The following is a 14,154-nucleotide window of genomic DNA, read 5'->3' as shown; positions in this document are numbered from 1 at the left end:
GGAGTCAGGCATTGGTCGTGAGACACAAAATGGTGCTCGATCATTACCAAAACGCCAAGTTCTTATGAGCTTGGCGTTTTTAGTGTGTGCGAGATGTGCTAGGTAAGTTGAACGTGCTCGGACTTATTCTTCGGCGATAAAGCTGTTAGCGATTTGCGCTTCTTGCTTAATCATAAGCTGGTGCGCTGTCAGCATATGTTGCTGCATGATTTGCTTCGCTTTTATTGCGTCACTTTTGCTCAGCGCTTGCACAAGGTCGCGCTGGCTTTGTACGCCGGTACGCCACAGTTTGTGGTTTCCTGGTTCGTAAAGCTTGTGATAAATCGTCAGCTCAGTAAGCATTTGCGCGGAAAAACGTACTACAAACTTTAATAGTTCATTATCTGAATAGCTTGCCAGTAAGCTGTGGAACTCTAGCGATGCGATGTGGTGTTCGCGCTCTTGATAGATATCTTCCGGTGGCGTTTGATACTTGTCGATTTGGTCGCTCAGTGCCTGCAGTTGCGACTCGCTTAGTCTCCCCGCGAGGGAAGCCGCAATCTCCGGCTCAAGCGACAAACGCATTTGGTATAAATCTGATATCGAAGTGTTCTTAAAAAACAGGTAGTTACTTAAGAGTGACTGCGCTTTGTTTTCGCTCATCTCACTAACGAACACACCGCCATTCGGGCCGGTTTTGGTCGACAAAATGCCTTGCGCTTCCAAGATTCGCATACTTTCACGAACCGTTCCTTTTGAAGCGTCAAACTTCTCCATAACCTCAAGCTCGTTAGGTAAACGATCCCCAGGTTGCAGTGCTTGCTCGACGATCCAGTTCTTGATCGATTCTGCTAATTCTTGTGTTCTACGTCTCTTCGCGCTTTTTGCCACATTATCCTCGCTGGGGTGTTATCCGTACCTATTGAATTCTGACGGAATTCCTCTGAATGTCACCTGTTTTCTTGCCCTAAAAACCCCGGAAAAATCGGAGTGTTGAGTTATGAAACACTCCGATTATTGATCGAATCTTAGTCACAAAATATTTATTTATCATGATAAATAGCTTTTATTTGATATTTATCATGATAAATTGCCTGGGTGTACATGATCAGAATGGAATGATTTTAGATGGGTAAATTCGAAGAAACCGCCAGCTTAACGTGGGAATGGCTAGAGTCTATTGCTCAATGCAGCCAAACATCCGATCCCGATAACGAAGGGGTTACGCGTTTATGTGCGTCTAAAGAGCATGAAGAGGCAAACCGTAAACTGCATAACTGGATGACAATGTCTGGTATGGAAGTTCGAATGGACAACGCGGCAAACTTAATTGGTCGTTACCCAAGTGCTAACCCAGATGCCAAAACACTGATCTTTGGATCACACCAAGACACGGTGCCTAATGGGGGCAAATATGATGGGATCCTTGGCGTAATACTGCCAATCGCACTGGTTAATTACTTTCACAACAACCAGTTAGAGTTCCCGTTTCATATTGATGTGATTGCTTTTAGTGACGAAGAGGGCACGCGCTTTCAATCGACACTTTTAGGCTCAAAAGCGATTTCAGGCATATTCGACCCTGCGATGTTGACAGCAGAGGATGCAAACGGCGTAAGCATGCGAGATGCTTTGGTGTCTTTTGGTTGTAACCCAGACCTCATTAGTGAAGACGCTTATGAGAAAGAAAATGTGCTTGGTTTTGTTGAACTGCACATTGAGCAAGGCCCGCAGTTAGAGCAAGCCAACCTGCCTGTTGGGGTAGTGACGGCAATGACTGGGATTGAGCGCCATACCTTGTCGATCATTGGCAAAGCGAGCCATGCGGGCACAGTACCGATGAACCTACGCCAAGATGCGTTGGTAGGTGCAGCTCAAGTGATCCACATGTTTGATCAGCTTTGTAAGCGAGAAGAAGACCTAGTCGGTGTTGTAGGCAAAATTGCTAACTATCCGAATGGCGTCAACGTTATCCCTCAACAAACAGACATTACCATTGAACTTCGTTCGCCAAATGACGCTTCTCGTGTTAAAGCGCGAGATGAAATGTTGGCAGATATCGACAGCCTGATGACTCAATACAACTTGGCTTACCGTCATGAACAGACTTATGAGCAATCAGCTGTGACCTGTGCCGACTCTTTATCGTCAGTTTTAAGTAACGCGGTAAGTTTGTCGGGTATTACACCGAAACATCTATATAGCGGTGCAGGCCATGACGGCTTGGCAGTGAGTAAGCTCACCGACATTGCCATGCTGTTTATGCGTTGTACTGATGGCATTAGCCACCACCCAGACGAAGCCATTCTTCAGCAAGATTTGGTTGCCACAGTCGAAGTGTTAAACCACTTCTGTCTATTGATGAAAGCAGAGCAAAAATAAACGATTCGAGATTTTGGTAGCAGTCTTTAACGGTATCTGAACAAAGTTCTGGTTATCGCCTGCTACAAATACTACAGAGCGCAGCTCTCAGGCGCTCCCTATACTAAGGAGAGATTGGTTATGGATATGACAGAGAAAATGGAAACAGCAGAGAAGAAGGCGTGGTACAAAAACGTACCAGACCCGATGGTTCTTATCTTTTTTATACTGGTTGCCACTTACCTTCTTACTTTTATAGTGCCAGCCGGTGAGTTTGAACGCGTTGTCGTTGATGGCAGAACAACGGTTGTTGCTGATTCCTTTACTTATATTGAAGGCATTCCGTCAGTACATTTCTTCGATATTTTTGTGTCTATTCCTAAAGGTTTGATTAGCGCGGCACCTTACCTGTTTATTGTGTTTATCGCGGGCGGTCTATTCCATATTTTGCAACGCACTGGTGCATTAGAAAATGCCATCGGTGTTGCGGTAAATAAGGCTGGAATTAAAAACCGTAATCTAATCATTACGATAGGTACGTTCATCTATGGTTTCTTTGGTGTAGCGGTCGGCTTCGAAAACAACATCGCCTTAGTGCCAGTTGCGGTACTGATCTCTGCTGCGGTTGGATATTCGAGCTTAGTTGGCACGGTGATGGCGGTAGGTGGTATCGGTGTGGGTTTCGCTCTGTCACCGATTAACCCGTACACGGTTGGTGTTGCACAAGGCATTGCGGAGCTTCCAATCTTCTCTGGTGCTTGGTTGCGTACCGTTATGGTGCTTTCTTCTTTGGCATTTCTGTCTTACTACATTTGTTCTCGTGTCACTAAAATGGAGTTCAAAGAGCCAGAGACTGCTGGCGGCCTGAGTAAAGATCTTTCTGAATACCAACTCAATAAGAAAGACAAAATGACCTTGGGCGTTTTTCTTATTGGTTTAGGTATCATGCTTTACGGTGTGTTCGCTAATGGCTGGTACATCAATGAGATCGCGGGTCTTTTCTTATTGATGGCGATTGCTATTGGTATCGTGAACGGCTTGGGTGCAAACGCCATTGTTAAGCAGATGATGGAAGGTGCGTCGGGCGTTACCTCTGGTGCCTTGGTGATCGGTGTTGCTGCCTCTATTCAAGTGATCCTTAACCAAGCGTCAATTATCGATACCATTGTTAATGCACTGAGTTCATTGATTCAAGATATGCCAATCGCGTTAGCTGCTATTGTGGCGAGTGTGGTTCAAGGCATCATCAACTTATTCATTCCTGGTGGTTCTGGTCAGGCAATGGTGACCATGCCGATCATGATCCCAGTTGCTGACTTAGCAGGTATGAGTCGTCAGCTGATGGTTACTGCATTCCAAGTAGGTGATGGCCTAACAAACCTTATTGTACCAACCTCTGGCGGCACGCTAGCGATGCTTGCGCTGGGTCGAGTCTCTTACGAGCAGTGGTTGAAAGCGATTGTGCCATTTATGTTGGTGGTTTATGCCCTATGTTGGGTGGCGCTGTTCATTGGACAAATGATTGGTTATTAGTTTTTTTGGTGTTGAACATCTATGACAATTTCACTTATTCACGTTAACCCAAATACCGGTTTGTCGGCTTCTATCTCTGCGACAGGAGGTGTGTCAGTCGGAGGCTATGTAAACCATAGCTGGCGAGGTGTCGGGGCGTGTGCAACTCAAGGGTTATTTACTAACCCTTGGTATGCAGACAAAGCGCGTGAGTTATTTATTCTCGGTAAGACGGCTGATCAGGTTGTCGAGTCTTTAAAAGTAGGCGATGCCGAATATTCAAAACGCCAATGTATGGTGATGGATAAAAATGGCGATAGCGCTTTCATTCATGGGGATGACAACATCCCTTATGTTGGCGCGATTGCTTATCCTACGATTGCCGTTGCTGGGAACATGCTAGAGAGTGACAAGGTTTTACAGGCCTTTTCAGACAGCTTTATCGCTCAAACGACGCAGAATCCGAGCTCAATCTTAGAAGATGGCTCGCCTGTTTATAGAGATAACTATGAAGCAGAGCTACCAGAAATATTGATAACAGCCTTGGAAGCCGCGTTGCAAGCGGGAGGAGACAAGAGAGGAACCTTTTCCGCATCACTCCGAGTAGAAAGCCTGACTAAAGCGCCGATTGATATTCGTGTTGATTGGGCTGATGGGTGCTTAATTAGTGAATTGCGAAAAGTGCTGGGGCGTGTCCGCGAGGCGGGTTTTCAAGATTTTCTAAACAACCTACCAAACCGGTAGTAATGAAGGTTTAATCGAAATAAAAGCCAAGTGAGTTTCAAATCACTTGGCTTTTTTGTTTTGCAATCTTTGAGACGACTGTGCGTTAGTGCTTCGAAAAGAAGATTTCTGGCTTATGAGTTGGACCTGAATTGCCTTCGAGTTGAGTCAGTTCCAAACCTTGTTTGCCGACCAAAGAAGCGACCATCTGACGGTTGAACGGGTAGTTTTCAGTGTTGTTGATGAACTCTTCTACATCTACCCATTTGGCTTCTGCAATTTCATCCGTGTCTTGAATCGCAATCTCTTGAGTTTGAGCGATAAGGTGACAAACGAAGTAGAGGTTTGATTTGCCAAATTGATATGGATGGCGCGTTGCCATACCAACCACTGAAACGAAATTGGCTTCGATGCCTGTCTCTTCAAAGGTCTCCCTAACCACAGACTCTTCTATACCCTCGCCAAGTTCAATGTGGCCACCTGGTAGTTTGTAGCCCTTCATACCGTGCTCTTTGATCATCAGTACTTGGTTATGCTCATTGGTGATCAATGCACCAGCACCCAGAGTATGGGTTGGGATGAAAGGTACAAACTCGACGATTTCGGATTTGTGGATCAGCGTTATCTCGTCTTCTAGACAATTGTGGAACACAAAGCCGAGTTTAGTTGCTACTGGGATAAGACGTGACAGTGAAATAGGCAAACTGATCCAGATAATGCCTTTGCTGTTTTGCTTTGAAAACTCGGTGATTTCACAAAGTTCGGCATGAAATGCATCAGTATCTTGAGGTGCTGTCACTGGGTCGATGATGATGCCGTTAAATTTGTCGAGCGTAAATTCCACGGGTGATCCTTTATTATTTTTGATTTATTGGGCGTGAGCATTGGATGAGCTTATCGTATCTAAAGAGCTTATAACACATTGAGAGCAGGGTAGCAGTGAATCAAAAGTAGGCAATGCAGTTTATGTCGACTGGGTAGGGATAAGTGGAGAGCGTTGTTAGAAACAAAAACAGCGCTTGGAAGCCAAGCGCTGTCTAATAATAGATTCTATTGTATACCGACTTTAACGAACGTAGTTGGCATTAATACTTACATACCAGTGCTGCAGTTTGCCATCGGCTTTCTTGATCCACAAATCGTTGGTGTAGCTCTCAATCTTGCCGTTAACCGTAAGGTTGAATGTATTCTCGTCGAATTCGCCAAGCTTCACAAACTGGTCTGTCGTAATTAGAAACGGGTCCATGTCGTCCACGCCAACCACATCTGAAATCACATAGTAGTGATAAGTCAGCGGCTTGCTCGCATCGTTCGGATTACTGCGATACGCCACCAGCTTGAATGGTTCCGTTAATGGAACATCGAGTGTTTGTTTGTCTATGGTCGCAGGAATCGGGATAAACAGCCAAGCGGTAAACAGACCACTCAATAAAACCATCAGGAAGAAAAGAGTTTTAATTGCTTTCATAGCAACCTTCAAAATAGGTAATGTTGAAGGCGCTATGGTAACAGGTTTGATTTGCTGATTGTAAGAGTATGAATAAGTGAAGGCATCACCTGTCTGTTAGGAAATTTGAACGAATTGACTCACTGTTCATAACTTATTGCTTGTAAATCTGAATTGGTAAGCCCCTTACGATAATTTATTGTTCAATTAATGAGCGTGCCCTTGTGATAGGTTGATCAACATGACGCCTGCGGCAACAAGCCCCATGCCAATCCAAACTTTAGTGCCCAGATGTTGGCTGTAAACGAAGGTAGAAATCAGGCTCACTGTCACGATAGCTAAACCTGCCCATAAAGAGTGCACCACACCAACTGGCATCCCTTTCATGGCTTGGCTCAAAAATAGAAATGCCGCTAAGTGTCCTGAAATAACCAGCAAAGCAGGAACAGGTTTAGACAAACTAAAACCATCGGTTGCCTTAAGTGCAACGTGAGAAAGTGCTTCAGCCATTACGCCCATCATCAAGAAAAACCAGCTCATATTCGTACCTTTATCGTTGTATTGTTTGTGTTGGTATAGCAAGAGTGTTTGAAAGTGGTATTCGATGCTAATCGCGGATTAGCTCATATTGCAGGCACAAAAAAGCCCACACCTCACGCTTTTGCAAGGTGTGGGCTAAATAGATGTGACTATTTGTTTAGGTAAGCAGCGTGGAACTCAATATGCTCATCAATAAAGCTAGAGATAAAGTAGTAGCTGTGGTCGTAACCTGGCTGCATACGTAGCTCTAAATCGGCATTCGTTACCTTAGCGGCTTCAACTAATTGTTCAGGCTTTAGCTGCTCAATTAGGAAGTTATCAGCTTCGCCTTGGTCTACCAAAATTGGCAGCTTAGTGCCTTTGGTTTTTAGAAGCTCAGAAGCATCGTAGTGTTTCCACTCTTCAATATCTAAGCCTAGATATTGGTTGAATGCTTTCTGTCCCCAAGGGCATTGCATTGGGTTTGTTATTGGGCTGAATGCAGAGATAGAACGGTAGTTGTCTTCGTTCTTGATGCCAATTGTTAGTGCACCATGTCCGCCCATGCTATGACCAGAAATTGATTTTACTGATGTTACAGGGAAGAACGATTCAATCAGTGCTGGGAGCTCTGTTACTACATAATCGTACATGTGGTAATGGCTGTCCCACGGTGCTTGAGTTGCATTCACGTAGAATCCTGCACCTTGGCCTAGATCGTAGCTTTCATTGTCGGCAACGCCTTCGCCACGTGGGCTTGTATCTGGTGCAACAATAGCGATGCCTTGCTCTGCCGCGGCTTTGAAAGCACCGGCTTTTTGCATGAAGTTTTCATCGGTACAGGTTAAGCCTGATAACCAATACAAAACAGGAACTGGGTTTTCTTTGCTTGCATTTGGTGGCAAGAAAATCGCAAAACGCATGTTGCAGTCAAGCGTTGCTGAAAAGTGGGTGTATTGTTTGTGCCAACCACCAGCAACCTTTGCTTGGCTAATGTTTTCGATTGTCATTTATTGTGCTCCGTTAGGTTGATGGTTTCGGAATTAATGTGTTTGGGTTGTTTAATACTAAAGCCAAAGTTATAGCTAAAGGTTTCACCACCCACCGGGCAGGAGGTGGTGAAGACAGTTTCGCTCTGATGTTTAAGTCAGAACTTTGGTCTCGACACCGAAGTATCGAGACCAAGGAGAATTACTTATCCATGTGTAGAACAGTACGGATAGATTCACCTTTGTGCATTAGGTCGAATGCTTCGTTTACATCTTGCAGACCCATAGTGTGAGTAATGAACTCTTGTAGACCAAACTCACCCGCCATGTAACGGTTTACGATTTCTGGAAGCTCAGAGCGGCCTTTAACACCACCGAAAGCAGAACCACGCCATACACGACCTGTTACTAGTTGGAACGGACGAGTTGAGATCTCTTGACCTGCGCCTGCAACACCGATGATTACAGATTCGCCCCAACCTTTGTGGCAGCACTCAAGTGCTTGACGCATAACGTTAACGTTACCGATACACTCGAAAGAGTATTCAACGCCACCGTCTGTCATCTCAACGATAACGTCTTGGATTGGTTTGTCGTAGTTCATTGGGTTGATGCAGTCAGTCGCGCCAAGTTGTTTCGCTAGCTCGAATTTGCTCTCGTTGATATCAACACCGATGATGCGGTCAGCACCAGCCATGCGAGCACCAATGATTGCAGATAGACCGATGCCGCCTAGGCCGAATACAGCAACGTTGTCGCCTTTTTCTACTTTAGCTGTGTTCAGTACTGCGCCCATACCTGTTGTAACGCCACAACCTAGAAGACAAACTTCTTCAAGTGGTGCTTCTTTAGCTACTTTCGCTAGTGAGATTTCTGGAAGTACTGTGTACTCAGAGAATGTAGAACAACCCATGTAATGGAAAATAGTTTCGCCATTTACAGAGAAGCGGCTTGTGCCATCTGGCATTAGGCCTTTACCTTGCGTTTCACGAACGGCTTGGCATAGGTTAGTTTTACCAGACTTACAGAATTTACATTCGCCACATTCAGCTGTGTAAAGTGGGATAACGTGGTCGCCAACTTCAACGCTTGTTACGCCTTCGCCGATCATTTCAACGATACCGCCACCTTCGTGACCAAGAATTGAAGGGAAGATACCTTCTGGATCGTCACCTGAAAGAGTGAATGCATCAGTGTGACAAACGCCAGTAGCAACGATACGAACTAGAACCTCACCAGCTTTAGGAAGTTGTACATCAACTTCTTCCATTTTTAGCGGTTCACCAGCTGCCCATGCAACCATTGCTTTTGATTTAATATGAGTTTGACCAGGTTTAATTTCGATTGTCATTGGATATTTCCTATATATGTCAGTACAGCGGATAACTGTTCAATTAACGTTAACTCGTTAAGAGTAGTCGAGCTTAATTGTTTCCGCTCTCTCGTTTTGTTGTGGCTAGTATAGGTGTGAGTGTAGGTTTTGATAATCCCCCTAAATGGAAAATGATTATTACATATGTGTAATAGTTAGGTGCTGGGGGGAAGTGTACAAAGAAGTGCGAATAGGTGGGGGAGCTATTTGTAAATGTCTCCTGTTACGTTCGTTACACGGCCTTACCGATGGCGGTTTAGAAAATTGGTAACCTACTTCAAGTTTCAATGCCCTTTAAATTTTTGTGTGAATCGGGCATTCCAATTGATGTTTTAACTTGAGGTTCATATGAAGAAAACGCTTTTAACTCTAATGCTTGTATCTGTTTCTAGTTCAACATTTGCGAATGGTTTTTATGTTGGTACTGCTTATTCACAGCTAGGGCACGGTAAGGTGGCCTATTCAGAAGAAGTAAGTAGTGATGATGGCTTTACTGTTAGTGCTGGATACGATTTTGAGTTAGGGAGTGTTTTCACTTTGGCAGCTGAAGTCGAGTATAAAGATTTGGGTGGTGTTGTAGAAAGAGAGTACGTTGGTCAGGGGAGTTACGCTCAAGTTGACCTGTCAGCAACTTCCATTGGTATCAATGCTATCCCTAAATTTTACGTTAGCGACAATTTCTATCTTCTTGGCAAGGTTGGTCTGCATAATGTTAGCTATACAGCTAAGATAACGACAAACGTGACTAATCAGTTCAACAGCACAATTGAAGAGTCTGCGGTTGAGCTAGGTTATGGCGGCGGTCTAGGCTACCACTTTGGCCCATTGACGGCTCAAACGACCTATGAAGTTGTGAGCGTTAAAAATTCAGATATTAGCTCAATCAATATCGGTGCAAAATACAACTTCTAGTCTGTGGAGGTTGGACTCAATGATTAGTGAGATGCGAATGTCAGGTTCGTATCTCACTATGTTCTTACCTGAAAGAGTGCCGCAAGCTAGTTAACGAGACTAGTACGATTCTTAAAAATGCTTGATGAACCATGGCTTCGAGCTAGCACTAGGTTACCCTCAGCTTCATACCATACATGCTCTATCGTATTGAACTTACTGAGCTCTGCGATTCCTGAACTGAGTGTCACTGCAATTTTCTGCTCGTTGACGGCGAAAGGGGTAGCGGAGACAGTTTGTTGAATATCGTTGACCAAACTGAATTCATTCACTGCACTTTCTCTAAATCTATCGCTTTTGATTAGTACAACGAATCGTCCTTCACCCAAGTAATATAAGTAATCCCGATTAATGATGGTATAGGTTCTTTGAACGACTTCTTTAATCAACTTATCCGAATATGCGTAACCAAACTTGCTACTGATTTTTTTTAGGTTGTCGATATCGAACATAATGAATGAATTGTAATCATTGAAATCATTATTGAGTGTTTGCAGTAAAGAGTTACGGCTCAGTGCTCCTGTCAGTAAGTCATGACTGCCAAGGTATCGAGCGTAGAGCTTAGAGCCTTCACGCTCCTTCTCATATTTACGACTCACAGCTGTTATTACCAAGTAAACACACAAAAAATTGACGACTGAGAGTATGTATTCGTGCTTATTGTAGAGGGCTATTTCATGCAACAAGATCGAGAGTTGGATAAACAACAGCCCCATCGAATATGTGAATGAGTTACGACTTCCTAACAGTAAATAAAAGAGAAGAGGCACACTGCAAGACCAAATGTAGATGCCTTCTTCGATGGGCTTAGCGTATTCAGCGAAACAAATTGCCGCAGCAATAAAGAAGACGTGAAGGTGAGAGTGCAGTGTGACGTTTTGGTTATCTCTAATTTGATAGAGAGTGTATCCACCCAATAGGATATAAAATACTTCTATTATTGATAACGCATAAGATTTGTTAGGAAATACAAAGCTATTACCAATGGACATGGGAATAGCCATAACCATCAGTGTTATGCAGAGAGCACTTAAAACTTGTTTACGCATGGTTTCATTGGAATCAATCATTAGATCTCTCTGGATAAAGGGATAAGATTTTAAATATTCCAATTGTAGCTTAGACAAAATAGTGGATCTTAACCTGTTTTGTAATCGTATGTATGCGATATGGAAGTATTGGCTCTACTCATGCGTCAAATTCTATAGTCGGTTTACATCGTGAATTGAACACCTAAATTAAAGGCTTTCTCGGAGTATCGGCGTTTAGATGTTTCGATGCCGGCTACTAACCCAAAGACGCGTCCAAATTGAAACACGTTGTTCATTTTGAACGTGTCTTTATCTACGTCTAAAAAGTCGTGTTGATAGGAGAGATCGATCAGCCAATGTTTTGCTGCTTGAACGCGAGCTCCGGTTTTACAGTAGGCAGCTTGTTCGCTGTATGAATTACTGTAGTCACTGTCTGCTCGATAGTTGACTGCACCACATGAGGTAGGTATCGAAAAGTGGTCGTTGATCGACGCATTAAACCCCGCCCCAAGTTTCCAAGTATCGATTTCTGAGCTTACGCGAGTAACAAAGTCAGCATCGCCTTCAATAAATAGTGACTCGGTAATATTTACACCAAGGTTAAGGTACAAACCACCGAGTGCTTTGTCTTCATTATTGGAGTATTGGTTATCCAAATAATCTGCAAATGCCCCTTTCTCAAGAGTTGCATGTTTATATCCAAAGCCTATGTAAGTGAGTTCGTGAACGATGTTACTGCTAGCTAAGACAGGAGATACCGTCAATAAGGTGGCTAGCGCAGTGAGCATTACTTTCATACATTAAATCCAAAAATGAGACAGTAACGTTATATTAAATCTGTTTTATAACTCGGTCGAATAAAGAGATGTAAGTTTTGTAAGGGGCGTGAGTGTTATGAAAGGAGTGAAATTTTGGTGATTATATTTTTGCCTTTATACAGTGAAATTCCATGGTTACTTATTAGGCTATTAAACAGCAATTTTCCGAATTGAATTGCTTTAGGGTGATACAGCTGAAAATAATAGAAAATAAGTCAAATTATTACAGGATATGGCATCAACTATTGGGATGATGAGATCTTGAGGTATGACTTTTGTAAGTTATGTATCCATTTTACTTTTTTACTGAAGCTTTAATTTACAATCACTGGGTATATATTTAGTAAGCAATCTTGATTTATTTAGGTGAGATTTTGAGTAAAGGTAAAATTCTAATCGTTGAAGATGACTTAGAGATTCGTCGTCTTGTACAGATGTATCTAGAGGCCGATGATTATGAGGTCCATGCGATTGATGATGGTGCTGATGCAATACAAATAATTCAAGATGTACACCCCGATTTGGTTTTACTGGACTTGATGCTTCCTGGGATGAACGGAGCCGATATTTGCGTGAAGGCAAAGCAATTTTATCAAGGGATGATATTAGTGCTCACTGCATCTGAAGAGGAAATGAGCGAAGTCAGTTTACTCCGGTTTGGCGCTGATGATTACATGACGAAACCGGTTCGTGGGCATGTTCTTTTAGCCCGGATAGAAGCACTGCTAAGGCGTAAGGAAGGAAGGTTATTGAGAAGTGCTAAACCTGAATTTTCGTTGCCGAATAAGTTCCCTTATGCTTTTCAAATCGATGAAATTAAAAAAATAGTGGCTTGCCAAGGTCAAGACCTTCAATTAACAGCGGCACAATTCGAGATTTTACAAATATTAATAGATAACAAGGGGGACATTGTAAGCAGGGAGCAGTGTTGCCAGTTGTTGCGAGGTATGGAGCATGGCTTTAATGACCGTTCAGTCGATATGAGAATATCAGGCCTGAGGAAAAAATTAGCGAGTGCTAAGTGCTCTGGAACCATGATTCGAACTATTCGAAATAAAGGGTATATGCTTGTCGATGATTAACAAATGTTCGAGTATGTTTTGTCGGCTCTATATCGGAATTGTCGTTTCGATTGTATTGATTATTACCTTTACTTTTGGGGTAGGAGAAAGCTATTTATATAAGAGTAACGTAGAGTCGTTTCTCAGAGACAGCCATCTCTTTTTAGAGAAATATATAGCGAGTGAACAGAAAAGTGTTGGGTTGTATGCCGATTTACAACTACAGGATAAAATTCACTCCTATACAATGGAACTCGAGCTTATTAGACAATGGGATGGTTCTCCACCTTGTCCGTCGTGTCAGGAACTAACTCAAATCGATGGTTCTGTTATTTACGATCGTGAACAGTACTATACATCGGTAATGGCTATCCCAAACAGCTCTGATTACCTCGTTTTTTCCAAAGATAAAGATTACTTCACCTATACAACCCCTTGGTTTAAAACTACTTCTATTCTGTTTTTGTTTTCCTTGATATGTGGTGTTATTCCGATTTTTATTTTTGCCATTTACCTTCCTACAAGACAATTACAATATCAGGCGCAGGAATTTCAGAGCACTCAAGCTCAATTTGGTGATGGAAACTTTTCGAAGAGAGCCGATCCGAGTGTGCCTGACCCTGTTGGTAATGTGGCTAAAAACTTCAACCGTATGGCTGATGAAATTGAGAGCCGCCTTGTTCAAAGTCAGGTGTTTGCTCAGGCTATTCCTCACGAAGTTCGCACTCCATTGAGCCGTATTCAATTGGTCAGTGATCTTATTCGCGTAAAAAATCCCTCTATCGATCCTAAATTACTTGATGATATTGACCTATATATCGAGGATATTAATACGTTGACCGAAGATATTATTAAGCTGTCGCGGTTAACTTCTAAAGAGTCGTCATTTTACGAAGCTCGTAAAATGGATTTAGAGTTTGTGGGGTTTGTTCGATCTCGTGTTGAGGCATTACCTCATGGAGAGGTGAGTGTAGAGTGCAACTTTGTCGATGAAGTGATGATTTTATGCGACCACACTATGGCTCGCTTGGTCGTAGATAATTTAATAAAAAATGCCATTAAGTACGCAAGTAAAAAAGTTTTACTGACCATAGAAGTTAAACTTAATGAAGTTTGCATGGTTGTTGAGGATGATGGGGAAGGCATTCCAAAAGACAAACGAGAAGAAGTTTTTGTCCCTTTCTCGAGATTAGATAAGAGTCGAACTTCAAAGACGGGAGGTTTTGGGTTGGGTCTTGCAATTACTCACGCAGCAGTGAAACGTTCAGGCTGGTGTATAGAAGTGGAAGAGAGTCGTTTTTCTGGTGCAAAGTTTAATTTTTGTATTCCATATCAAGGGCCATCAGAGTTACCAGAATCATAAGATATAGGTTTTTGCCCTGAGTGATTCG

At 42.9% G+C, this 14,154-nt stretch carries 14 protein-coding genes; 6 read left to right on the top strand and 8 right to left on the bottom strand.

What is annotated here, in order from left to right; all coding sequences use genetic code 11:
* Positions 1 to 123: 123 nt before the first annotated feature.
* Complete coding sequence (locus tag OCV56_RS20915) at positions 124 to 870, bottom strand: FadR/GntR family transcriptional regulator (protein WP_086714411.1); 747 nt, start codon at positions 868 to 870, stop codon at positions 124 to 126.
* A gap of 237 nt (positions 871 to 1,107) precedes the next feature.
* On the opposite strand from OCV56_RS20915, the gene OCV56_RS20910 reads away from it, so the two are divergent.
* The 3 genes from OCV56_RS20910 (at position 1,108) to OCV56_RS20900 (ending at position 4,596) form a co-directional block, all read left to right on the top strand.
* Positions 1,108 to 2,361 carry a M20 family metallo-hydrolase gene (locus OCV56_RS20910; RefSeq protein ID WP_086714409.1) on the top strand — a complete coding sequence of 418 codons (1,254 nt, stop codon included), beginning with the start codon at positions 1,108 to 1,110 and terminating at the stop codon, positions 2,359 to 2,361.
* Between the two features lie 120 nt (positions 2,362 to 2,481).
* Positions 2,482 to 3,873 (top strand): YfcC family protein, encoded by a 1,392-nt coding sequence (locus OCV56_RS20905; RefSeq protein WP_086714408.1) that lies wholly within the window; start codon positions 2,482 to 2,484, stop codon positions 3,871 to 3,873.
* Between the two features lie 21 nt (positions 3,874 to 3,894).
* Positions 3,895 to 4,596, top strand: coding sequence for a DUF1028 domain-containing protein (locus OCV56_RS20900; RefSeq protein ID WP_086714407.1), 702 nt, complete (start codon positions 3,895 to 3,897; stop codon positions 4,594 to 4,596).
* Between the two features lie 85 nt (positions 4,597 to 4,681).
* Here the strand turns inward: OCV56_RS20900 and OCV56_RS20895 are convergent, their stop codons facing one another.
* The 5 genes from OCV56_RS20895 to OCV56_RS20875 all read right to left on the bottom strand — a co-directional run bounded on the left by OCV56_RS20895 (position 4,682) and on the right by OCV56_RS20875 (position 8,881).
* Complete coding sequence (locus OCV56_RS20895) at positions 4,682 to 5,419, bottom strand: NUDIX hydrolase (RefSeq protein WP_086714406.1); 738 nt, start codon at positions 5,417 to 5,419, stop codon at positions 4,682 to 4,684.
* A gap of 222 nt (positions 5,420 to 5,641) precedes the next feature.
* Entirely contained in the window at positions 5,642 to 6,043 is a 402-nt protein-coding gene (locus OCV56_RS20890) for a hypothetical protein (protein WP_086714404.1), read from the bottom strand.
* A gap of 186 nt (positions 6,044 to 6,229) precedes the next feature.
* Positions 6,230 to 6,562, bottom strand: coding sequence for a DMT family transporter (locus tag OCV56_RS20885; protein WP_086714402.1), 333 nt, complete (start codon positions 6,560 to 6,562; stop codon positions 6,230 to 6,232).
* A 149-nt stretch (positions 6,563 to 6,711) separates the two neighbouring features.
* Positions 6,712 to 7,551 carry an S-formylglutathione hydrolase gene (fghA, locus tag OCV56_RS20880; RefSeq protein WP_086714400.1) on the bottom strand — a complete coding sequence of 280 codons (840 nt, stop codon included), beginning with the start codon at positions 7,549 to 7,551 and terminating at the stop codon, positions 6,712 to 6,714.
* A gap of 181 nt (positions 7,552 to 7,732) precedes the next feature.
* Positions 7,733 to 8,881 carry an S-(hydroxymethyl)glutathione dehydrogenase/class III alcohol dehydrogenase gene (locus OCV56_RS20875; protein ID WP_086714399.1) on the bottom strand — a complete coding sequence of 383 codons (1,149 nt, stop codon included), beginning with the start codon at positions 8,879 to 8,881 and terminating at the stop codon, positions 7,733 to 7,735.
* Positions 8,882 to 9,250: 369 nt separating this feature from the next.
* Between OCV56_RS20875 and OCV56_RS20870 the strand changes: the two genes are divergently transcribed.
* On the top strand, positions 9,251 to 9,814 hold the full coding sequence (locus OCV56_RS20870; RefSeq protein ID WP_086714398.1) for an outer membrane beta-barrel protein: 564 nt from the start codon (positions 9,251 to 9,253) through the stop codon (positions 9,812 to 9,814).
* An 86-nt stretch (positions 9,815 to 9,900) separates the two neighbouring features.
* Here the strand turns inward: OCV56_RS20870 and OCV56_RS20865 are convergent, their stop codons facing one another.
* Positions 9,901 to 10,923, bottom strand: a complete 1,023-nt coding sequence (locus OCV56_RS20865; RefSeq protein WP_061015592.1) for a GGDEF domain-containing protein — start codon at positions 10,921 to 10,923, stop codon at positions 9,901 to 9,903.
* 143 nt (positions 10,924 to 11,066) lie between these two features.
* Positions 11,067 to 11,681: a hypothetical protein gene (locus OCV56_RS20860; RefSeq protein WP_086714397.1), complete on the bottom strand. Its 615-nt coding sequence runs from the start codon at positions 11,679 to 11,681 to the stop codon at positions 11,067 to 11,069.
* 395 nt (positions 11,682 to 12,076) lie between these two features.
* On the opposite strand from OCV56_RS20860, the gene OCV56_RS20855 reads away from it, so the two are divergent.
* Both OCV56_RS20855 and OCV56_RS20850 read left to right on the top strand, forming a co-directional pair.
* The gene (locus tag OCV56_RS20855) at positions 12,077 to 12,784 is read left to right on the top strand and encodes a response regulator transcription factor (RefSeq protein WP_086714395.1); all 708 of its coding nucleotides are present in this window, start codon (positions 12,077 to 12,079) and stop codon (positions 12,782 to 12,784) included.
* The gene (locus OCV56_RS20850) at positions 12,777 to 14,126 is read left to right on the top strand and encodes an ATP-binding protein (RefSeq protein ID WP_086714393.1); all 1,350 of its coding nucleotides are present in this window, start codon (positions 12,777 to 12,779) and stop codon (positions 14,124 to 14,126) included. Before OCV56_RS20855 ends, OCV56_RS20850 begins: the two co-directional genes overlap by 8 nt.
* Positions 14,127 to 14,154 lie beyond the last annotated feature (28 nt).

The organism is Vibrio gigantis (assembly GCF_024347515.1).
Lineage (GTDB): Bacteria > Pseudomonadota > Gammaproteobacteria > Enterobacterales > Vibrionaceae > Vibrio > Vibrio gigantis.
Note: the sequence above shows the minus strand (reverse complement) of the source record. Positions and strands in the feature narration are given on the sequence as shown.